Raw genomic sequence first — 19,305 nt, 5'->3', positions numbered from 1 at the left:
CGAATACAATTTAATATTTATAAAACAACTAAACAATATTGAAATATCAATTTAGATGAACATTCAGAAATTACTCTTCACTTGGAGTTAAGACAAGACCAAGTGCTTGTAGCTTTTGAAGAACCTCTTCAAGAGATTTTCTTCCGAGATTTCTTACCTTCATCATATCCTCTTCGGTCTTGTTAGTAAGATCCTCTACAGTATTTATTCCAGCTCTCTTTAAGCAGTTGTATGATCTAACGGATAAATCAAGCTCTTCAATAGTCATCTCGAGAACTTTTTCTTTCTTAGTCTCTTCTTTTTCAACCATAATTTCTGTATGCTTTGCTTGATCAGACAAATCAACAAATAAATTCAAATGTTCACTTAGAATCTTTGCACCAAGGCTTATAGCCTCATCTGGATTTATACTTCCATTAGTCCAAACTTCTAAAGTAAGCTTATCATAGTCTGTAATCTGCCCAACACGAGTATTTTCTACAGTATAGTTGACCTTTTTAACTGGAGTATAAATAGAGTCAACAGGAATCACGCCTATTGGTTGTCCTGGTTGCTTATTTTTCTCAGCAGATACATAACCTCTACCTGTACTGATTACTAACTCCATATAAAATCTGTGGTCACCATTTAGTGTTGCAATATGAAGGTCTGGATTTAAAATTTCAACATCCTGATCTGTGATAATATCACCAGCCGTGATTGGTCCTTCACCATTTGCATCAATGTAAATAACTTTAGATCCTTCTGTATGCATTTTTAATGAAAGAGACTTTATATTAAGTATAATCTCTGTAACATCTTCAACTACACCGGGAACTGTAGAAAATTCATGTAATACTCCATCAATCTTGATTGAATTAACAGCAGCACCCGGTAATGAAGATAACAGTATTCTTCTTAACGAATTACCAAGAGTAATGCCATAGCCTCTTTCTAAAGGTTCAACTATAAACCTGCCATAAGTGTTATCATCACTATTAGATACACATTCTATTCTAGGTTTTTCTATTTCTATCACCAAGAACCCTCCCTTAACAACATTTTTATTTTTTGAGGGCAACTGATTCTAACAAACAATCCTCATAGAGAATTATTAATAAAATAATCCTTTCAGTTGCTTCCAAGTCAATTACCATTTTACAATTATTACTTGGAGTACAACTCTACGATTAAGTGTTCCTTGATTGGTAAGTCAATATCTTCTCTTTCAGGAAGAGCGGCAACTTTTCCTACTAAGTTTTCAGCATCAAATTCAAGCCATTTTGGTATTACTTTTCCACCAGCTATATCGCTAATTGCTTTAATTTTTGGAGAACTCTTAGTTTTATCTGCAACTGATATAACATCTCCAACCTTTAATAAGTATGATGGAATGTTAACACGCTTACCATTTACTTTAAAGTGACCATGACTAACTAACTGTCTTGCTTCTGGTCTTGATGTTGCCAAACCTAATCTATAAACAGCGTTATCAAGTCTTGTTTCAAGAATTTGTAACAGGTTTTCACCTGTGATTCCTGTACGTCTTCTTGAAGCCATTTCAAAATACTTGCTAAATTGGCTTTCTATTACGCCATAGAATCTTCTAACTTTTTGCTTCTCACGAAGCTGTATACCATATTCAGACAATTTCTTTCTTGCCTGTCCATGTTGTCCAGGAGCATACGCTCTTTTTGATATAGAACATTTATCAGTATAGCATCTCTCGCCTTTTAAGAATAACTTTTCGCCTTCTCTACGACAGAGTCTGCAAACTGCCTCTGTATATCTTGCCATTTAATTTTACACCTCCATTTTAATAAACAATTATACTCTTCTACGCTTAGGTGGTCTGCAGCCATTATGAGGAATTGGAGTTACATCCTTTATAAGGCTTACTTCTAATCCTGCAGCCTGCAAAGCTCTTATAGCTGCTTCTCTACCTGCTCCAGGTCCCTTTACGTAAACTTCAACAGTCTTAAGTCCATGTTCCATCGCAGCCTTTGCAGCAGTTTCAGCTGCCATCTGAGCAGCAAATGGAGTGCTCTTTCTTGAGCCTCTGAAACCAAGTCCACCTGCACTCGCCCATGATAGAGCGTTTCCTGCAGTATCTGTTAAGGTAACAATTGTATTATTAAAAGATGAACGTATATGAGCAGCTCCACGTTCAATATTCTTACGCTCTCTTCTCTTTCTGGTAGTCCTTTTAGCACCAGCAGTTTTTGTTGCCATGTGTTCGCAAACCTCCTTTAACTATTTCTTTTTACCGCTAATAGGCTTTGAAGGCCCTTTTCTAGTCCTCGCATTAGTCTTTGTACGCTGACCTCTTACTGGAAGACCCATTCTATGTCTTCTTCCTCTATAGCATCCAATTTCGATAAGACGCTTAATATTCAAAGCAATCTCTCTTCTTAGGTCACCTTCAACCTTAAACTCTTTGTCAATAATTTCTCTAAGTTTATTTACTTCTTCATCAGTCAAATCTCTAACTCTAGTATCTGGATTAACGCCAGTCTTTGTAAGTATTTCATTAGACTTTGCTTTTCCAATTCCAAAGATATAAGTGAGACCAATTTCTACCCTTTTTTCTCTGGGCAAATCCACTCCGGCAATACGTGCCATCTTATCTTACACCTCCAATAAAATTCTCCTGTAACATAATTCTCTTTTTAAGCCTTTGGCTTTTGTAATGCGAATAACTTTCATTTTAGAAATATATTTTTCGCATTATTCTTACTAACCTTCACACTGATTTTCAGCATAAAAATCAGCAGAGTAACGTGGTGGTACGAAAGATTATTATCTTATACCCTCCAAGTTATTACAAGCTAATTCTCCACCGCGTGGTCAATGATGTAGTTTAAACGCCATTCCCATAGGCATCATGCCCAAGCGATATCGTCAAATATTTAAAATATCAGCAAGAAAAACAATGAATTGGGATATTTCAAATAAATTGAAAATTCATTGTTCAGCCGCTTCTTGATGAGATTTTACGAAGTTAATAAATTCATAGTGGGTCTATAATTAACCCTGTTTCTGCTTATGTTTTGGATTTTCGCAGATAACCATAACTCTGCCTTTTCTCTTTATAATCTTACACTTTTCACATATAGGCTTAACTGATGGTTTAACTTTCATTACATTACCCTCCTTATGGTAAGAAAAAAAAATTTACATATATCATTTAACTCTTATATATTAATAATACCTTTTCCTCTAGTCAACGACCATATCAACAAAGGTATGTATTATTTAGCTCTCCAAGTAATTCTTCCCCTTGTGAGATCGTATGGTGATAATTCAAGAGTAACCTTATCTCCAGGAAGAATTCTTATAAAGTTCATCCTTAGTTTACCTGAAATGTGAGCAAGTACCTTATGTCCATTCTCCAATTCTACTTGAAACATTGCATTAGGTAATGACTCAACAACAGTTCCTTCAACCTCTATAACATCATCTTTTGCCAAACTAACACCTCCTCCAAAGGGTCGAAATATCTATATAAATTAAATATTAAAGCAGGTAATTATTCATCTGATTGAGATGAATTTTGTATATCTGCAATTGCCTTTCTAATATCGGCATTTGTAATTCTAATATCAGATGATATCTTCTGAACTATCGTTTCAATGACATCTTCCGTAATAACTAAGTGTTTGATTTTTTTCTTCTTTGGATTTTCAACTCTTCTAAGATCACCATCGCTAATATAAACATAATTCGCATCTATGATCTCTGTTACTATAAATACCTTTCCAACGTCTCGCCCTGCTTTCGAAATTACAACCTGTCCCAGGACTACATTCAAACTTAGTCACCTCAATAATCTAGATTTACAATCAAACCAATTATAAATTATACAACAAAATAAAAATAATAACAATAGCTTATTAAAAAACTTTTTAGAACTTTGTCAATATTAAAGGTCCATTATCAGTTATTGCTACTGTGTTTTCATAATGTGCTGATAGTGAACCGTCTATCGTAACAACTGTCCAGTTATTATCTAAAACTTTAACACCATAATCTCCAGCATTTATCATTGGTTCAACAGCAATTGTCATTCCTTTTTCTAATTTTATACCTCTGCGTTTTGTAACATAGTTTGGTATTTCAGGTGGTTCATGCATTTTTGCTCCGATACCATGGCCTACAAAATCTCTAACAACTGAAAACCCAGCATTTTCAGCACATTTTTGAATTTCTGCTGATATATCTCTGATGTGATTTCCAATTACCATTTGTTTTAGACCTTCATAAAAGCATTGCTTTGTCACATCAATTAATTTCTTAGCATCTTCAGATATATTTCCTACTGCAAAAGTCCGGGCAGCATCAGCATGATATCCATTATAATATACACCAACATCTATGCTAATAATATCGCCATCTTTTAGCATATTTAAACCTGGTATACCATGAACCACTTCTTCATTTACTGATGCACATATACTAGCAGGAAATGGTGGCACACCTGGTATCCCTACATCGTATCCCTTGAAAGATGGAATAGCATTTTTTTTAAGTATATGTTCTTCAGCAATTCTATTTAATTCCCTTGTTGTAACTCCAGGAACTGTGTTCTTCTTTATAATTTGAAGAGTTTCATATAGAATCTCTCCTGATTTTCTCATCTTATCAATTTCTGCCTGTGACTTTATAGTAAACATCGCTTAAATCCCCAATGCTTTCAAAACTCTTTCAGTAGTATCTTTAACTTCCTCTGCACCTTCAGCTACCACTAGCTTATTTGTCTTTTTATAATAGTCAATCAATGGCTGCGTTTGCTTATGATATGTTTCCAATCTATTTAAAACTGTTTCAGCCGAATCGTCTGCTCTTTGAATAACCTCTGAATTACAAGAATCGCAAATACCTTCAACCTTTGTTGGATTAAAAACTATATTGTATGTAGCACCGCAATTTGTACATACACGCCTTCCTGACATTCTAGTAATGATATCCTCATCCTTAACATCTATTAAGAGTGCTAAATCAATAGAAGTATTCATTTCACTTAAAACTTTATCCAAATATTCTGCCTGAGGAATTGTTCTTGGAAAACCATCCAATATATATCCTTTAGCACAATCATCATTTCCTAATCTGTCCTTTACAATCTCTACAGTAAGTTCATCAGGAACAAGTTCACCATTATCTAAATATTCTTTTACTTTCATACCCAATGGTGTATTTCCTTTTATATTTGCTCTAAAAATATCGCCAGTAGATATATGTGGTATTTCCAATTTCTCAGATATTATTTTTGCTTGTGTTCCCTTGCCTGCACCAGGCGCTCCTAATAGTATTATTTTCATATTTATGTCCACACCCCTTATTGGTAAAAAAGTACTAGCGTGGACTTGTTCCCCCCTTTGTTACTAAATTTTCTACTTTTATTCTAAAACTTTCTATCATCAATATTAAAATACCTAATACTAAGTTTAGGGTCTATGACGTATCATAAACCCCAAACAAATATAAATATAAACTTAAATTAACTACATTTTTAATTATTCTAAGAATCCCTTATAATGTCTAGTAAGCATTTGTGACTCAATCTGTCTAACAGTATCAAGTGCAACACCAACCAAAATCAATACGCTTGTTCCTGCAAACCATACACCTTGTATACCTGTAATAGCACCAATTATATATGGGAACAATGTAATTACTGCGAGGAAAAGTGCACCAAACCAAGTTATTCTATTTAGAACCTTTGCAATATAATCAGATGTTGGCTTACCAGGTCTGATACCAGGAATAAACCCACCGTTTTTCTTCATATTATTTGCCAGTTCAATTGGATTAAACTGAACATATGTGTAGAAGAAAGTAAATGCAACGATAAGTATGCCGTAGAAAATTGCATATGACCAATGTGATGGCCAATCTTTCATAAATACAAGAAATGCATTTGTTGAATTTGAACCAAAAAATCCAACTAAAGTAGATGGTAGCATCATAATAGACATAGCAAATATTATTGGAATAACACCAGCCCAGTTTACTTTAATAGGCAAATGAGTACTCTGGCCTCCGTATACCTTTCTGCCAACAACTCTTTTTGCATACTGTACTGGAATACGTCTCTCAGCTTGGTTAACCCAAACAACACAAGCGATTACAAGAACAAATACTAGAAGAATTGCAATAATACTAATTATTCCAATGAATCCAGTACCAAGATTTCCAATTTGGTAATTGTTGATGAGATATAAAACACCTGTTGGAGCAGATGAAACTATACCTGCGAAAATTAACATTGAAATACCATTACCAATACCATATTCTGTAATTTGCTCACCTAGCCACATTAAAAATGCAGTACCAGCAGTAAGTGTAAATGTAACTGTAATGAAGGATATAACGCTTAGTCCTGAAACAAGTGAAGATTTCAAACCAACTGTAATAGCTGTTGCCTGAAAAAATGCTAATATAACTGTCACATATCTAATCCATTGGCCAATCTTTTTCCTACCTTCTTCGCCTTCCTTTGACAATTGCTCAAGTTTTGGTATAGCAATAGTCAAAAGCTGCATTATAATAGAAGCATTAATGTATGGTGTAATACTCATTGCAAATATTGTTGCATTTTTAAAAGCACCACCACCGATAACATTAAGAAAATTAAATAGTTGACCTCCGCTGTTAATAAGGCTCTCAAATGCTGATGAATCAAGATATGGAACAGGAAGTCTTGAACCTAACCTAAAAATAATAAGCAAACCTATTGTAATAAGTAGTTTCTTTCTCAAATCAGGAATTTTCCAGGAATTCTTAAGTGTTTCCAACATACCACTCACGTTATACCACCTCGACCTTTCCTCCTACAGCTTCTATCTTTGCAATAGCTGTCTTCGTAAATTTAGCAGCCTGAACTGTTAATTTCTTATTTAACTCACCATTTCCTAATATAACTACTCCATCTATAATCTTCTTAGCAAGGCCTGATGATTTTAAAAGTTCTTCATTTACAACAGTACCATCTTCAAATATATTCAATTGAGAAATATTTACTTCAGTATACTTAGATGTAAACTCATAGTTATTAAATCCTCTTTTTGGTAATCTCATATATAGAGGCATTTGACCACCTTCAAAACCTGGTCTTACACCGCCACCAGCACGTGCATTTTGTCCTTTATGACCCTTGCCGCCTGTTTTACCATTACCACTGCCTATACCTCTACCTTTTCTATTAGGTAGCTTTTTTGATCCAGGAGCAGGCTGTAATTCAAATAATTTCATTGACTACACCTCCCTTATATTTCTTCTACACTTATAAGATGTGAAACTTTTTTTATCATACCTCTTATTTGAGGGTTATCATTTTGCTCAACAGAAGTATTGATTTTACCTAAACCAAGCGCTTTTACGGTTGCTTTTTGACTTGCAACAGCTTTATTTGTGCTTCGTTTTAAAGTTATCTTTAACTTAGCCATTAATGTTCCCCCTATCCTAGTATTTCTTCTGGATTTTTTCCGCGAAGTCTAGCAACCTCTTCAACAGTCTTTAACTGAGAAAGACCTTTGATAGTAGCATTAACCATATTGATAGGATTATTTGATCCCAATGACTTCGTTCTGATATCACGTATTCCTGCAAGTTCGAGTACCGCTCTAACAGGACCGCCAGCAATAACTCCTGTACCTTCTCCAGCTGGCTTTATCAATACTTTTCCTGCTCCAAATACTCCAATAGCTTCATGTGGTATTGTAGTATCAACTAATGGTACTTTGATAAGATTCTTTTTAGCATCTTCGATACCTTTACGGATAGCTTCAGGAATTTCTGCTGCTTTTCCCATACCGCTACCAACATATCCGTTTTCATCTCCAACAACAACAAGAGCGCTGAATCTGAAATTTCTACCACCTTTAACAACTTTTGTTACACGTCCTATATTTACAACTTTTTCTTTAAGTTCTCCTAAAGCGTTAGCATCAATTCGTTGCAATGTATTCCCCTCCTTCTCTTAGAAATCCAAACCTGCTTCACGAGCAGCATCTGCAAGTTCTTTAACTCTTCCATGATAGATATAACCGCCTCTATCAAACACTACCTTCTTTATACCCTTTTCAATAGCCTTAGAAGCTATTAATTTTCCAACCTCTTTAGCTGCTTCCTTGTTTCCACCGTTAGCAACTTTTCCTTTAATAGCTGAATCAAGGGTTGAAGCGGATACAAGAGTATTTCCAATTGTATCATCAATAATTTGAACATAGATATTGTTTAAACTTCTAAAAACGTTCATTCTTGGACGTTCTTGAGTTCCAGTGATCTTTTTGCGTACTCTAACGTGCTTTCTTTTTCTGATATCGTTCCTATTTGGTTTATTTATCATTTACTCTCATCTCCTTTCTACTTTTTACCCTTGCCGCCTGACTTACCTTCCTTACGTCTGATAACTTCAGTATCATATTTAATACCTTTACCCTTATATGGTTCAGGCAATCTCTTTCCACGAATCTTTGCTGCCCATTCACCGACAGCTTGCTTGTCAATACCTCTAACAACTATTTTGTTAGGTGCAGGTACTTCAGTTGTAATTCCATCTGGATCATCCATTTCAACTGGATGAGAGTATCCTAATGTTAATACTAGCTTCTTACCTTGCTTTTGAGCTCTGTAACCAACACCGTTTATTTCAAGATTCTTTTCGTATCCTTTAGTTACACCTTCTACCATATTGTTAACTAGAGTTCTAGTTAATCCATGAAGTGCCTTATGCATTTTTATATCTGAAGGTCTCTCAACTATTATTTGGTCACCTTCAATTTTAATAATCATATCTTTGTGGAACCCTTTTACTAATGTTCCTTTTGCTCCTTTTACAGTCAATACATTGTTACCATCTAGCTTAACATCTACACCCTTAGGAATAGCTACTGGTAACTTTCCTATTCTTGACATTTCAATTACCTCCAGTTCTTAAAATTATGAGCAAATAATTGCCCTTTTCAGACCTTTTTCATCGGGCTACTATAAATAAAATAGCCTGTGACTGGCAAACAGCCAGGAAAAACACAAAGTGTTTTTCCCGACGAATTTTACGAAGTAAAATTCGTCTTTTACCAAACGAATGCTAGTACCTCTCCGCCTACGCCTTCAACTCTAGCTTTCTTGTCAGTCATTATTCCCTTTGAAGTTGAAATTATAGCTATTCCGAGACCACCTAATACCTTAGGTAATTCTTCCTTACCAGCATATACTCTCAAACCAGGTTTGCTTATTCTCTTTATTCCAGTAATAACATTTTGTTTGTTATTTGTATACTTTAAGTTAACTCTAATAATACCTTGCTTACCATCATTAACTTCTTCAAAATTCTTTATATAACCTTCTTCCAGCAATATAGTTGCTATTGACCTTTTAAGGTTGGAAGCGGGTATATCAACTGATTCATGTTTAGCAGAACCTGCATTTCTAATTCTGGTTAACATATCAGCGATTGCATCAGTGATTTGCATATGTTTAACCTCCTTCCAAAGACTATTACCAGCTTGCCTTCTTAACGCCAGGTATTTGACCCTTGTACGCCAACTCTCTAAAGCACAAACGGCAAATTCCAAATTTTCTAATGTATGCATGTGGTCTTCCACATAATTTACATCTATTGTAACCTCTAGTACTAAACTTAGGTGTACGCTGTTGCTTTACTATCATAGACTTCTTTGCCATGCCTTAAATCCCTCCTTAATTCTGGCTGAATGGCATACCAAGTAATTTTAAAAGCTCTCTTGCTTCTTCATCACTCTTTGCCGTCGTTACAAAAACTATATCCATTCCTCTAACTTTATCAACCTTATCATATTCAATTTCAGGGAATATAAGCTGTTCTTTAATTCCTAATGAGTAATTACCTCTTCCATCAAATGAATTATTTGAAACACCTCTAAAGTCTCTTACTCTAGGTATAGCAACATTGAAGAGTTTATCCACAAACTCATACATTCTTTCTCCTCTTAATGTTACCTTGCAACCAATATTCATTCCTTGTCTTAACTTAAACGCTGCAACTGACTTCTTAGCCTTAGTTACAACTGGCTTTTGTCCTGCAATTAGCGTCATATCATTAACAGCTGAATCCATAGCTTTAGGATTATCCTTAACTTCACCAACGCCCATGTTAAGAACTACTTTTTCAAGCTTTGGTATCTGCATGCAACTACTATATTTAAACTTTGTCTGCAAAGCTGGAACCACTTCAGATTTATATTTATCTTTTAACCTTGCCACTCACGTTACCTCCTTCCAGTAGAACTATTATACTTCCTTTTTATTTAAAACTACTTCAATTATTTCATTACATTTCTTACAAGTTCTTGCCTTCTCACCATTATCAAGAATTGTCTTAGCAACCTTTGTAGGCTTACCACATTTATTACAAATCAACATTAGATTTGAGCTATGAACAGGCGCTTCCTGATGAACAATTCCACCTTGTTGATATCTTCCTCTAGGCTTTTTATGTTTTGTTGCCATGTTAACGCCTTCAACAATAACTTGATTAGTAGAAGGATTTACGCTTAATACTTTGCCCTTTTTACCTCTATCCTTACCTGAAAGAACAAGTACTGTATCTTCACTTTTTATATGAACTTTGTTAGCCAATTAAGCCGCCTCCTTCCTTACAATACTTCTGGTGCTAGAGAAACAATCTTCATAAATTCTTTATCTCTTAATTCTCTCGCAACAGGTCCAAATATACGCGTTCCTCTTGGGGTTTTATCATCTTTAATTATTACTGCAGCGTTTTCATCAAACTTGATGTATGAGCCATCTGCTCTTCTAACACCTCTTTTTGAACGCACAATAACACACTTAACTACGTCACCCTTCTTTACAACACCGCCGGGTGTTGCATTTTTAACTGAAGCAACTATTACATCACCGATATTAGCATACTTTCTCCAAGAACCACCAAGAACTTTAATACACATAAGTTCTTTAGCTCCAGTATTATCAGCTACTTTCATTCTAGACTGAACTTGAATCATGATGGTACCTCCTTCCAATATTTCTGCTCATGCAGACACAAAAATCTTATTGTGCCTTTTCAACGATTTCAACAAGTCTCCATCTCTTCTCTTTACTTAATGGTCTTGTTTCCATAACTTTAACTTTATCGCCTATATTACATGCATTTTCTTCATCATGTGCTTTTAGCTTATAAGTTCTCTTAATTATCTTTCCGTATAACGGATGCTTTACACTAGTTTCAACAGCAACAACAATAGTCTTATCCATTTTATTGCTGACTACTTTTCCAACCCTAGTCTTTCTTAGCGCTCTTTCTACCAAGTGGAATTACCTCCTTCCGAATACTTACATACTTCTATGGTTAAGGTTTTTCAATAGTTCTTAGCAATCTGATTAAAAATTACTTTTCGGCACCACTAAGCTCTTTTTCCCTTATAATTGTCTTAACTTTAGCTATGGATTTTTTTACATCCTTTAGCTTCATTGGGTTTTCAAGCTGATTTGTAGCAAGCTGAAATCTAAGCTTGAAGAGTTCAGACTTTAAATCTAACAATTCTTTATTTAACTCTAACATATTTTTTTCTCTGATTTCACTAGCTTTCATTTGCTTCACCACCCATTTCTACCTCACGGGTTACAAATTTACATTTTACCGGAAGTTTATGCATAGCAAGTCTTAATGCTTCTCTTGCAGTATCTTCTGGTACTCCCGCGATTTCAAATAATACTCTACCTGGTTTAACTACTGCTACCCAGTACTCAGGTGAACCTTTACCGCTACCCATACGAGTCTCAGCAGGTTTTTTTGTTACTGGCTTATCTGGGAATATCTTAATCCAAACCTTACCACCACGCTTAATATAACGAGTCATCGCTATTCTGGCAGCCTCAATTTGATTACTTGTAATCCAAGCAGGTTCTGTAGCTTGAATGCCGTATTCACCATTTGATACAACATTACCTCTGGTTGCTTTACCAGTCATTTTGCCTCTGTGAACCCTTCTACGTTTTACTCTTTTGGGCATTAACATTATTTAACTCCTCCTTCCGCTTTTGTCTCTTTCTTAACAGCTGGAAGAACTTCTCCTTTATATATCCATACCTTTACGCCAATTTTTCCATATGTTGTATTTGCTTCTGCAAAACCATAGTCTATATCAGCACGAAGTGTTTGAAGTGGAATAGTTCCTTCATGATAATGCTCAGTTCTTGCAATTTCAGCACCACCAAGTCTACCAGCGCATGAAGTTTTTATACCTTTAGCACCAGCTTTCATTGTTCTTGACATACATTGCTTCATAGCTCTTCTAAATGAAATACGTTTTTCAAGCTGTGATGCAATATTTTCTGCAACAAGCTGAGCATCGCTATCAGGAGATTTAATCTCTGTAATATTTATTAGAACGCTTTTGCCTGTTAACTTTTCTACATCTTTTCTTAAATCTTCAATGCCTTGTCCACCCTTACCAATTACAAGACCTGGTTTTGCTGTATTAACATTTATTTTAACTTTATTAGCAGCACGATCAATTTCAATTCTTGATATACCTGATGCATAAAGTTTCTTCTTTATAAAATCTCTGATTGCAACATCTTCAACGAGATAACTACTAAATGTTTTCTTATTTGCATACCATTTAGTATCCCAATCTTTAATTACCCCGATTCTGAATCCATGTGGATTTACTTTCTGGCCCATTATCTAACCTCCTTTTCACTTATTGTCTTTCTTTTACAACTAGTGTAATGTGACTTGTTCTTTTCAGAATTTTAAATGCTCTACCTTGAGCACGTGGCTGGATTCTCTTTAATGTAGGTCCTTGTGTTGCGTATGCTTCTGCAACAAATAAATCATCATAATTTAAATTATTATTGTTTACTGCATTAGCCTCTGCTGATTTAAGAACCTTATATAAAACCTCCGCAGCAGCTTTTGGAGTAAATCTAAGAATTGCATATGCCTCATCAAGACCTTTATTTTTTATTAAATCCAATACTATTTTTACTTTTCTAGATGATATACGTGCATATTTTAATACTGCTCTACCTTCATTCTTACCAATACCAAGTACTTTTCTTTCTTTCTTTGTAAGAAGTGCAGGCTTATTTGACTTTCTGTGTTTAGCATTTTGTTCAGCTAATATTTGCTCTTTATTTTTTAATAGCTCCTCTTTGGACAAAACCTTTTTCTCCAACTGAATAGCCTCCTTTCAGTTCTAATCTTAGACTTATAATCTCGGTGTTGGAATAACTAACTTCAATTATCTTAGTGAAGTTGACTTTTCATTACCACCGTGTCCCTTATATGTTCTAGTCGGTGCGAATTCACCAAGCTTGTGACCAACCATTTCTTCTGTCAAAAACACTGGTACATGCTTCTTTCCATCATGAACAGCAATTGTATGTCCGACCATTTGAGGGAATATAGTTGAAGCTCTTGACCAAGTCTTAATAACTTTCTTTTCATTAGCCTTATTCATTTCTTCAATCTTTTTCATCAATGAATCTAACACGTAAGGTCCTTTTTTTACTGATCTACTCATATTCTTAATCCTCCCTTCGCCAGCATCTCTAGGATTTGGCGGAGCGGCTATACCGCTCTCACTTCATAGCTACTAATGCCCATCCCTTTATATTACTTTTGATTTCTCTTCTTAATAATAAACTTATCTGAACTGTTCTTCTTCTTTCTTGTCTTGTAGCCAAGAGTTGGTTTACCCCAAGGTGTAACTGGACTTGGTCTACCGATAGGTGATTTACCTTCACCACCACCATGAGGGTGATCACATGGGTTCATAACAACACCACGTACAGTAGGTCTTATTCCCATCCATCTCTTTCTACCAGCTTTACCAACCTTTATATTTTCATGTTCAATATTTCCAACCTGTCCGATAGTCGCTTTACAATTAATTCTAATCATACGAACTTCGCCAGATGGTAGTCTTACTTGAGCATAATCTCCTTCTTTAGCCATAAGCTGTGCAGAGTTACCTGCTGATCTTACTAGCTGTCCGCCTTTTCCTGGTTTAAGTTCAATGTTATGAATCAATGAACCAACAGGAATATTTGATAATGGAAGTGCATTACCAGGCTTGATATCAGCTGATTCGCCTGATTCTATTATATCGCCTATACTTAATCCTACTGGTGCAAGGATATATCTCTTTTCACCATCTATATAGTTAAGAAGTGCAATATTTGCAGTCCTATTAGGATCATATTCTATTGTTGCAACTTTTGCCTTGATACCATCTTTATCTCTTTTAAAATCTATAACTCTATATTTTTGTCTATTACCGCCGCCTTGGTGACGAACAGTAATCCTACCAAATGAGTTTCTTCCCCCGTTTTTACTTTTAGGCTGTAATAATGATTTTTCAGGTTCAACTTTTGAAAGTTCTGAATAATCAAGTGATGTCATAAACCTTCTCGCTGGGGTTGTAGGACTATACTTTTTTACTGCCATCTCTTCTCACTCCTTTATAACTTAAATCTTTTACTGAGCAACGCCAAATTCTTCTATGCTAGTCTTATATTTCTTAGCATTTGATACTGTCTTTCCACCCTTAGTTAAGTATTCTACTGGCTTTGGATTAGTATCTATTTTAACGATGGCTTTTTTCCAAGCTGGACGTGGTCCTACATGAACACCTGTGCGCTTGATTTTACCATCCATATTAATTGTATTTACTTGAATTACTTTAACATTAAAAAGTGCTTCAACCGCTTTTCTGATTTCGGTCTTTGTTGACTTAACATCAACTATAAAAGTGTACTTTCCAGAAGCGATTTCCATATTACTCTTTTCTGTAATATATGGCTTAAGAATAATGTCCTGTGGTAATCTCATTATGCGTACACCTCCTCAACCTTTTCAACAACATCCTTTGTTATAATGAATTTGTCATACTTCAATATATCAAATACATTGATAGTATTTACAAATGCTGTCTTAACTCCAGGAATATTTCTTGCAGACTTAATAACATTTTCATTGCCTGAATCAATTACAATTAACGCAGTTGAATCAACTTTTAGGTTATTAAGAACGCCTACCATTGATTTTGTCTTGATTGCATCTAATGCTAAGGAATCAAGTACAAATATTTCATTTTCTACCACCTTAGATGTCAATGCTGATTTTAATGCAATACGCTTTAATTTCTTAGGAAGAGTATATTTGTAGCTGCGTGGCTTAGGTCCTAATACTATACCACCTTTAATCCACTGAGCTGAACGGATACTTCCTTGTCTTGCACGACCAGTTCCCTTTTGTCTCCACGGCTTTTTACCGCCACCTCTAACTTCACTCTTGGTTTTAGTAGACTGAGTTCCCTGTCTTCTATTTGCTAACTGATTAACTACTACAGTGTGAAGTGCTAAATCATTTATTTCTACGCCAAAAACATTATCACTAAGTTGATAATCTCCAACTACTTCACCCTTCATGTTATATAAATCAACCTTTGGCATGTGTTACGTCCTCCCTTCAACGTTATTATTTACCGGACTTAACCGTATTTTTAATAACAAGCAAACCACCTTTTGGTCCTGGAACAGCTCCCTTAATTAACATAAGGTTTCTCTCTGCATCAACTCTAACAACTTCAAGATTTTGAACTGTTATTTTATCCATACCCATATGTCCTGGCATTCTCTTACCTCTAATAACTCTACCTGGTGTTGTACCAGAACCCAATGAACCAGTTCTTCTGTGATACATAGAACCGTGAGTTTCTGGACCTCTGCTTTGTCCAAATCTTTTAATAACACCTGCAAATCCTTTACCTTTAGAGATACCAGTTACGTCTATTTTATCTCCAGACTGGAACATATCTTCAACTTTAATTTCCTGTCCAACCTCGTAACCTGAAACATCTTCAAATTTAAACTCTTTAAGATATTTCATTGGAGCAAGTTTGAACTTTGTAAATTGACCTAATTTTGGTTTACTTAGCTTCTTTTCCTGAACTTTTAAATATCCAACCTTTATTGCATCATACCCATCAGTCTCAACTGTTTTCTTTTGAACAACAGTTATTGGTCCTGCTTCGATAACTGTTACTGGTATAACCAATCCTTTTTCGTCAAATATCTGAGTCATTCCTATTTTCTTACCAATAATTGCTTTTTTCATATAAATTACCTCCTATGGTTATTGGTTCATATATCTGCGTGTAATGTATTCACGCTATGAACATGACCTTTTGCTCTAGCAAAATAGAATTATAGAGTTTATAACTTAATCTCTATATCTACGCCAGCTGGAAGATCCAGTCTCATTAATGCGTCAACAGTTTTTGGCGTTGGAAGAAGGATATCAATCAATCTCTTATGAGTTCTCATTTCGAACTGTTCTCTAGAGTCCTTATATTTGTGTGGAGCTCTTAAGATTGTTATTATTTCTTTTTCAGTAGGAAGTGGAACTGGTCCTGAAACTCTAGCTCCTGTCCTTTTAGCAGTTTCAACAATCTTTTCAGCCGACTGATCTAACACCTGATGATCGAACGCTTTTAATCTGATACGTATTTTCTGTTTGTTTGACATACATATACCTCCTCGTACGTTGTATTTGGTTACGTACAACAAGTATTGCTCTGTACACTACGCCGGGTGTTTCATAACGTTTTATATAAAAACCCAGGATCGTTCTTATCCTAATGGACAAACTTAACCTGGGCATTTAAAGCGATTATATTACACAGCATGATATAACGCAAAATGTACAGTGACTTGTCGCCCGGTTTCTTGAATCGGACATTCTCAGCAGAAGTTACCTATTTCTATGAATAGCAATCTCCTACGTCATCGTATGCCTTCGCCACAACATTCAATATTTTACTACATTTTTTATTCTTTTGCAAGCCTTATTTTTATTTTATTTAAAATAAAGTAAGTCTTTTATAAATAAAAACAGAGTTTCAAGCTATGAACTTGAAACTCTGATATAATTCTGGCAGAGACTTACTTTCCCAGGCCGTCGCCAGCCAAGTATTATCAGCACTGAGATGCTTAACTTCCGTGTTCGGTATGGGAACGGGTGTGTCCATCTCGTCATATCCACCAGAAACTTTATCTCTTCTTAAAGTTTTACTCCTCGAAGAGTTTTTGACTTAATTTTTTACTGCTATTCATTAAATGTACCTTTACTGCTTTTGTATGTTAATACATTTCATATACTCTGTCAAGCATATTTTGTACATTCAGAACTAAATAATGTTATCGATTGAAGATGTACTTTCCTCATTTCTAGATTAAAACGACCTACTCTTGAATACCTGTTGGAAACTTTTGTTCCTCTTCTTTGGGTCAAACCCTCGACCTATTAGTATCAATCAGCTAAATACATTACTGTACTTACACTCTTGACCTATCAACCATGTAGTCTACATGGGGTCTTACCTATTGCTAGTGGGATATCTCATCTTGAGGTGGGTTTCACGCTTAGATGCCTTCAGCGTTTATCCCTTCCGAACTTGGCTACCCAGCTGTGCCATTGGTATGACAACTGGTGCACTAGAGGTTCGTCCATCCCGGTCCTCTCGTACTAAGGACAGATCCTCTCAAATATCCTGCGCCCGCGGCAGATAGGGACCGAACTGTCTCACGACGTTCTGAACCCAGCTCGCGTACCGCTTTAATTGGCGAACAGCCAAACCCTTGGAACCTGCTACAGCTCCAGGATGCGATGAGCCGACATCGAGGTGCCAAACCTCCCCGTCGATGTGGACTCTTGGGGGAGATAAGCCTGTTATCCCCAGGGTAGCTTTTATCCGTTGAGCGATGGCAATTCCACTTTCATACCACCGGATCACTAAGTCCTACTTTCGTATCTGCTCGAGTTGTAGCTCTCGCAGTCAGGCTACCTTATGCCTTTGCACTCGATGCGCGATTTCCAACCGCGCTGAGGTAACCTTTGAACGCCTCCGTTACTCTTTAGGAGGCGACCGCCCCAGTCAAACTGCCCACCTGACAGTGTCCCAGTACCAGTTTATGGTACCTGGTTAGAGTTCCAGTACTTTTAGAGTGGTATCCCAACGTCGACTCCATAATGGCTGGCGCCACTACTTCTCAGTCTCCCACCTATCCTGTACAAAAAATACCGAAACCCAATATCAAGCTACAGTGAAGCTCCATGGGGTCTTTCCGTCTAGCCGCGGGTAACTTGCATCTTCACAAGTACTACAATTTCGCCGGGTACGTTGTTGAGACAGTGCCCAAGTCATTACGCCATTCGTGCGGGTCAGAACTTACCTGACAAGGAATTTCGCTACCTTAGGACCGTTATAGTTACGGCCGCCGTTTACTGGGGCTTAAGTTCATGCCTTCGCTTGCGCTAAGCAATTCCCGTAACCTTCCAGCACCGGGCAGGCGTCAGCCCCTATACTTCATCTTTCGATTTAGCAGAGACCTGTGTTTTTGATAAACAGTTGCTTGGGCCTATTCTCTGCGACCACTATCTCTAGTGGCACCCCTTATCGCTAACTTACGGGGTCAATTTGCCGAGTTCCTTAACAACGCTTCTCCCGCTCGTCTTAGGATTCTCTCCTCACCTACCTGTGTCGGTTTGCGGTACTGGTACCTTTATTCTGGATAGTGGATTTTCTCGTCAGTGTGGAATCGGTCACTTCGGTACTTATTTTCCCTCCGCATCACGCCTTCGAAACATCTAGCGGATTTGCCTACTAGACTATCTACCTCGCTTGCGCATACTTTTCCAGCTGTATGCTTGACTTATCCTCCTGCGTCCCCACCTCTCTCATAACGAATAACGGTAGTACAGGAATTTCAACCTGTTGTCCATCACTTACGCCTTTCGGCCTCAGCTTAGGTCCAGACTTACCCTGGGCGGACGAACCTTCCCCAGGAAACCTTAGGCTTTCGACGGTAAAGATTCTCACTTTACTCTCGCTACTTATTCCGGCATTCTCACTACTGCTTCGTCCACACGTCCTTCCGGTCGTGCTTCAACCTACAACAGTAAGCTCCCCTACCACCCTCGTGTGCTCCATGCTATACCCGGTATACACTTTAGCCTTAAAACCATTTTACGAAAACCTCTGAATTATTCTTAATGGTCGGTTTTCGTGAAATGTTTTTAATCCATTTCTTCTGGGTATACCATGGAACACACGCTGATCCATAGCTTCGGTATACAGTTTAGCCCCGGACATTTTCGGCGCAGGCTCACTCGACTAGTGAGCTATTACGCACTCTTTGAATGAGTGGCTGCTTCTAAGCCAACATCCTAGTTGTCTTAGCAAACCCACATCCTTTTCCACTTAACTGTAATTTGGGGACCTTAGCTGATGGTCTGGGCTGTTTCCCTTTTGA

General features: G+C 36.6%; 31 protein-coding genes and 2 rRNA genes (1 of these 33 cut by a window edge). All 33 read right to left on the bottom strand.

All coding sequences use genetic code 11. The annotated features are described in order from the left end of the window. Nucleotides 1-70: 70 nt before the first annotated feature. Nucleotides 71-1,018, bottom strand: a complete 948-nt coding sequence (locus EHE19_RS03915; RefSeq protein WP_137697986.1) for a DNA-directed RNA polymerase subunit alpha — start codon at nucleotides 1,016-1,018, stop codon at nucleotides 71-73. A 128-nt stretch (nucleotides 1,019-1,146) separates the two neighbouring features. Then, nucleotides 1,147-1,776, bottom strand: coding sequence for a 30S ribosomal protein S4 (rpsD, locus tag EHE19_RS03910; protein WP_137697985.1), 630 nt, complete (start codon nucleotides 1,774-1,776; stop codon nucleotides 1,147-1,149). 30 nt (nucleotides 1,777-1,806) lie between these two features. Next, nucleotides 1,807-2,211 (bottom strand): 30S ribosomal protein S11, encoded by a 405-nt coding sequence (gene rpsK, locus EHE19_RS03905; protein ID WP_004620814.1) that lies wholly within the window; start codon nucleotides 2,209-2,211, stop codon nucleotides 1,807-1,809. Nucleotides 2,212-2,232: 21 nt separating this feature from the next. Next, nucleotides 2,233-2,601 carry a 30S ribosomal protein S13 gene (gene rpsM / locus EHE19_RS03900; RefSeq protein ID WP_137697984.1) on the bottom strand — a complete coding sequence of 123 codons (369 nt, stop codon included), beginning with the start codon at nucleotides 2,599-2,601 and terminating at the stop codon, nucleotides 2,233-2,235. Between the two features lie 405 nt (nucleotides 2,602-3,006). Continuing rightward, on the bottom strand, nucleotides 3,007-3,120 hold the full coding sequence (gene rpmJ / locus EHE19_RS03895) for a 50S ribosomal protein L36 (RefSeq protein ID WP_110463203.1): 114 nt from the start codon (nucleotides 3,118-3,120) through the stop codon (nucleotides 3,007-3,009). A 110-nt stretch (nucleotides 3,121-3,230) separates the two neighbouring features. After that, complete coding sequence (infA, locus tag EHE19_RS03890) at nucleotides 3,231-3,449, bottom strand: translation initiation factor IF-1 (RefSeq protein WP_110463202.1); 219 nt, start codon at nucleotides 3,447-3,449, stop codon at nucleotides 3,231-3,233. Between the two features lie 59 nt (nucleotides 3,450-3,508). After that, nucleotides 3,509-3,790, bottom strand: coding sequence for a KOW domain-containing RNA-binding protein (locus tag EHE19_RS03885; RefSeq protein ID WP_137697983.1), 282 nt, complete (start codon nucleotides 3,788-3,790; stop codon nucleotides 3,509-3,511). 94 nt (nucleotides 3,791-3,884) lie between these two features. After that, nucleotides 3,885-4,652, bottom strand: coding sequence for a type I methionyl aminopeptidase (map, locus tag EHE19_RS03880; RefSeq protein WP_137697982.1), 768 nt, complete (start codon nucleotides 4,650-4,652; stop codon nucleotides 3,885-3,887). Nucleotides 4,653-4,655: 3 nt separating this feature from the next. Continuing rightward, a complete protein-coding gene (locus EHE19_RS03875; RefSeq protein ID WP_137697981.1) occupies nucleotides 4,656-5,300 on the bottom strand; it encodes an adenylate kinase in 645 nt (214 codons plus the stop codon). Between the two features lie 195 nt (nucleotides 5,301-5,495). Beyond that, a complete protein-coding gene (gene secY / locus EHE19_RS03870; RefSeq protein ID WP_137697980.1) occupies nucleotides 5,496-6,788 on the bottom strand; it encodes a preprotein translocase subunit SecY in 1,293 nt (430 codons plus the stop codon). 1 nt (nucleotide 6,789) lies between these two features. Beyond that, on the bottom strand, nucleotides 6,790-7,233 hold the full coding sequence (rplO, locus tag EHE19_RS03865) for a 50S ribosomal protein L15 (RefSeq protein ID WP_137697979.1): 444 nt from the start codon (nucleotides 7,231-7,233) through the stop codon (nucleotides 6,790-6,792). A 14-nt stretch (nucleotides 7,234-7,247) separates the two neighbouring features. Next, nucleotides 7,248-7,427, bottom strand: coding sequence for a 50S ribosomal protein L30 (rpmD, locus tag EHE19_RS03860; protein WP_137697978.1), 180 nt, complete (start codon nucleotides 7,425-7,427; stop codon nucleotides 7,248-7,250). A gap of 11 nt (nucleotides 7,428-7,438) precedes the next feature. Further along, on the bottom strand, nucleotides 7,439-7,942 hold the full coding sequence (rpsE, locus tag EHE19_RS03855) for a 30S ribosomal protein S5 (RefSeq protein ID WP_137697977.1): 504 nt from the start codon (nucleotides 7,940-7,942) through the stop codon (nucleotides 7,439-7,441). A gap of 18 nt (nucleotides 7,943-7,960) precedes the next feature. Continuing rightward, entirely contained in the window at nucleotides 7,961-8,329 is a 369-nt protein-coding gene (rplR, locus tag EHE19_RS03850; protein WP_137697976.1) for a 50S ribosomal protein L18, read from the bottom strand. 17 nt (nucleotides 8,330-8,346) lie between these two features. Then, on the bottom strand, nucleotides 8,347-8,898 hold the full coding sequence (gene rplF, locus EHE19_RS03845) for a 50S ribosomal protein L6 (protein ID WP_137697975.1): 552 nt from the start codon (nucleotides 8,896-8,898) through the stop codon (nucleotides 8,347-8,349). A gap of 158 nt (nucleotides 8,899-9,056) precedes the next feature. Further along, nucleotides 9,057-9,455: a 30S ribosomal protein S8 gene (gene rpsH / locus EHE19_RS03840; protein ID WP_137697974.1), complete on the bottom strand. Its 399-nt coding sequence runs from the start codon at nucleotides 9,453-9,455 to the stop codon at nucleotides 9,057-9,059. Nucleotides 9,456-9,480: 25 nt separating this feature from the next. Then, entirely contained in the window at nucleotides 9,481-9,666 is a 186-nt protein-coding gene (locus EHE19_RS03835; RefSeq protein ID WP_137697973.1) for a type Z 30S ribosomal protein S14, read from the bottom strand. A 15-nt stretch (nucleotides 9,667-9,681) separates the two neighbouring features. Further along, nucleotides 9,682-10,224, bottom strand: coding sequence for a 50S ribosomal protein L5 (gene rplE, locus EHE19_RS03830; RefSeq protein WP_137697972.1), 543 nt, complete (start codon nucleotides 10,222-10,224; stop codon nucleotides 9,682-9,684). A gap of 27 nt (nucleotides 10,225-10,251) precedes the next feature. Further along, on the bottom strand, nucleotides 10,252-10,599 hold the full coding sequence (rplX, locus tag EHE19_RS03825; RefSeq protein WP_137697971.1) for a 50S ribosomal protein L24: 348 nt from the start codon (nucleotides 10,597-10,599) through the stop codon (nucleotides 10,252-10,254). A gap of 17 nt (nucleotides 10,600-10,616) precedes the next feature. Next, complete coding sequence (gene rplN / locus EHE19_RS03820; protein WP_137697970.1) at nucleotides 10,617-10,985, bottom strand: 50S ribosomal protein L14; 369 nt, start codon at nucleotides 10,983-10,985, stop codon at nucleotides 10,617-10,619. Between the two features lie 46 nt (nucleotides 10,986-11,031). Beyond that, nucleotides 11,032-11,289 (bottom strand): 30S ribosomal protein S17, encoded by a 258-nt coding sequence (gene rpsQ / locus EHE19_RS03815; protein WP_137697969.1) that lies wholly within the window; start codon nucleotides 11,287-11,289, stop codon nucleotides 11,032-11,034. 79 nt (nucleotides 11,290-11,368) lie between these two features. Further along, complete coding sequence (gene rpmC / locus EHE19_RS03810; protein ID WP_137697968.1) at nucleotides 11,369-11,572, bottom strand: 50S ribosomal protein L29; 204 nt, start codon at nucleotides 11,570-11,572, stop codon at nucleotides 11,369-11,371. Further along, nucleotides 11,562-11,999: a 50S ribosomal protein L16 gene (rplP, locus tag EHE19_RS03805; protein ID WP_137697967.1), complete on the bottom strand. Its 438-nt coding sequence runs from the start codon at nucleotides 11,997-11,999 to the stop codon at nucleotides 11,562-11,564. Before rplP ends, rpmC begins: the two co-directional genes overlap by 11 nt. Continuing rightward, complete coding sequence (gene rpsC, locus EHE19_RS03800) at nucleotides 11,999-12,667, bottom strand: 30S ribosomal protein S3 (RefSeq protein ID WP_137697966.1); 669 nt, start codon at nucleotides 12,665-12,667, stop codon at nucleotides 11,999-12,001. Before rpsC ends, rplP begins: the two co-directional genes overlap by 1 nt. A gap of 19 nt (nucleotides 12,668-12,686) precedes the next feature. Then, nucleotides 12,687-13,031 (bottom strand): 50S ribosomal protein L22, encoded by a 345-nt coding sequence (gene rplV, locus EHE19_RS03795; protein WP_483313998.1) that lies wholly within the window; start codon nucleotides 13,029-13,031, stop codon nucleotides 12,687-12,689. Between the two features lie 198 nt (nucleotides 13,032-13,229). Further along, the gene (gene rpsS / locus EHE19_RS03790; RefSeq protein WP_137697964.1) at nucleotides 13,230-13,511 is read right to left on the bottom strand and encodes a 30S ribosomal protein S19; all 282 of its coding nucleotides are present in this window, start codon (nucleotides 13,509-13,511) and stop codon (nucleotides 13,230-13,232) included. Nucleotides 13,512-13,603: 92 nt separating this feature from the next. After that, nucleotides 13,604-14,437: a 50S ribosomal protein L2 gene (rplB, locus tag EHE19_RS03785; protein WP_137697963.1), complete on the bottom strand. Its 834-nt coding sequence runs from the start codon at nucleotides 14,435-14,437 to the stop codon at nucleotides 13,604-13,606. A gap of 30 nt (nucleotides 14,438-14,467) precedes the next feature. After that, the gene (rplW, locus tag EHE19_RS03780) at nucleotides 14,468-14,821 is read right to left on the bottom strand and encodes a 50S ribosomal protein L23 (RefSeq protein WP_137697962.1); all 354 of its coding nucleotides are present in this window, start codon (nucleotides 14,819-14,821) and stop codon (nucleotides 14,468-14,470) included. Further along, on the bottom strand, nucleotides 14,821-15,444 hold the full coding sequence (gene rplD, locus EHE19_RS03775) for a 50S ribosomal protein L4 (RefSeq protein ID WP_137697961.1): 624 nt from the start codon (nucleotides 15,442-15,444) through the stop codon (nucleotides 14,821-14,823). The genes rplW and rplD overlap by 1 nt, the downstream gene beginning before the upstream one ends. 25 nt (nucleotides 15,445-15,469) lie before the next feature. Further along, a complete protein-coding gene (gene rplC, locus EHE19_RS03770; RefSeq protein ID WP_137697960.1) occupies nucleotides 15,470-16,108 on the bottom strand; it encodes a 50S ribosomal protein L3 in 639 nt (212 codons plus the stop codon). Nucleotides 16,109-16,206: 98 nt separating this feature from the next. Further along, a complete protein-coding gene (rpsJ, locus tag EHE19_RS03765) occupies nucleotides 16,207-16,518 on the bottom strand; it encodes a 30S ribosomal protein S10 (RefSeq protein WP_080065600.1) in 312 nt (103 codons plus the stop codon). A 404-nt stretch (nucleotides 16,519-16,922) separates the two neighbouring features. Continuing rightward, nucleotides 16,923-17,039: ribosomal RNA gene (gene rrf / locus EHE19_RS03760) — 5S ribosomal RNA — on the bottom strand. A 237-nt stretch (nucleotides 17,040-17,276) separates the two neighbouring features. Beyond that, a 23S ribosomal RNA gene (locus tag EHE19_RS03755) occupies nucleotides 17,277-19,305 on the bottom strand; it runs 1,017 nt beyond the window's last position.

It is taken from the genome of Ruminiclostridium herbifermentans (genome assembly GCF_005473905.2).
Lineage (GTDB): Bacteria > Bacillota > Clostridia > Acetivibrionales > DSM-1351 > Ruminiclostridium > Ruminiclostridium herbifermentans.
Note: the sequence above shows the minus strand (reverse complement) of the source record. Positions and strands in the feature narration are given on the sequence as shown.

Excerpts from the sequence above, each read along its gene's own strand:
- rplP (WP_137697967.1), bottom strand. The coding sequence starts at position 11,999 with ATGTTAATGCCCAAAAGAGTAAAACGTAGAAGGGTTCACAGAGGCAAA.
- rpsD (WP_137697985.1), bottom strand. The coding sequence starts at position 1,776 with ATGGCAAGATATACAGAGGCAGTTTGCAGACTCTGTCGTAGAGAAGGC.
- EHE19_RS03875 (WP_137697981.1), bottom strand. The coding sequence starts at position 5,300 with ATGAAAATAATACTATTAGGAGCGCCTGGTGCAGGCAAGGGAACACAA.
- rplW (WP_137697962.1), bottom strand. The coding sequence starts at position 14,821 with ATGAGATTACCACAGGACATTATTCTTAAGCCATATATTACAGAAAAG.
- rpmJ (WP_110463203.1), bottom strand. The coding sequence starts at position 3,120 with ATGAAAGTTAAACCATCAGTTAAGCCTATATGTGAAAAGTGTAAGATT.
- rplC (WP_137697960.1), bottom strand. The coding sequence starts at position 16,108 with ATGAAAAAAGCAATTATTGGTAAGAAAATAGGAATGACTCAGATATTT.
- rplD (WP_137697961.1), bottom strand. The coding sequence starts at position 15,444 with ATGCCAAAGGTTGATTTATATAACATGAAGGGTGAAGTAGTTGGAGAT.
- rplF (WP_137697975.1), bottom strand. The coding sequence starts at position 8,898 with ATGTCAAGAATAGGAAAGTTACCAGTAGCTATTCCTAAGGGTGTAGAT.
- rpsM (WP_137697984.1), bottom strand. The coding sequence starts at position 2,601 with ATGGCACGTATTGCCGGAGTGGATTTGCCCAGAGAAAAAAGGGTAGAA.
- map (WP_137697982.1), bottom strand. The coding sequence starts at position 4,652 with ATGTTTACTATAAAGTCACAGGCAGAAATTGATAAGATGAGAAAATCA.
- rpmC (WP_137697968.1), bottom strand. The coding sequence starts at position 11,572 with ATGAAAGCTAGTGAAATCAGAGAAAAAAATATGTTAGAGTTAAATAAA.
- rpsC (WP_137697966.1), bottom strand. The coding sequence starts at position 12,667 with ATGGGCCAGAAAGTAAATCCACATGGATTCAGAATCGGGGTAATTAAA.
- rplN (WP_137697970.1), bottom strand. The coding sequence starts at position 10,985 with ATGATTCAAGTTCAGTCTAGAATGAAAGTAGCTGATAATACTGGAGCT.
- rpsJ (WP_080065600.1), bottom strand. The coding sequence starts at position 16,518 with ATGTCAAACAAACAGAAAATACGTATCAGATTAAAAGCGTTCGATCAT.
- rpsK (WP_004620814.1), bottom strand. The coding sequence starts at position 2,211 with ATGGCAACAAAAACTGCTGGTGCTAAAAGGACTACCAGAAAGAGAAGA.
- rpmD (WP_137697978.1), bottom strand. The coding sequence starts at position 7,427 with ATGGCTAAGTTAAAGATAACTTTAAAACGAAGCACAAATAAAGCTGTT.
- EHE19_RS03835 (WP_137697973.1), bottom strand. The coding sequence starts at position 9,666 with ATGGCAAAGAAGTCTATGATAGTAAAGCAACAGCGTACACCTAAGTTT.
- rpsH (WP_137697974.1), bottom strand. The coding sequence starts at position 9,455 with ATGCAAATCACTGATGCAATCGCTGATATGTTAACCAGAATTAGAAAT.
- rplO (WP_137697979.1), bottom strand. The coding sequence starts at position 7,233 with ATGAAATTATTTGAATTACAGCCTGCTCCTGGATCAAAAAAGCTACCT.
- rplB (WP_137697963.1), bottom strand. The coding sequence starts at position 14,437 with ATGGCAGTAAAAAAGTATAGTCCTACAACCCCAGCGAGAAGGTTTATG.
- rpsS (WP_137697964.1), bottom strand. The coding sequence starts at position 13,511 with ATGAGTAGATCAGTAAAAAAAGGACCTTACGTGTTAGATTCATTGATG.
- rplR (WP_137697976.1), bottom strand. The coding sequence starts at position 8,329 with ATGATAAATAAACCAAATAGGAACGATATCAGAAAAAGAAAGCACGTT.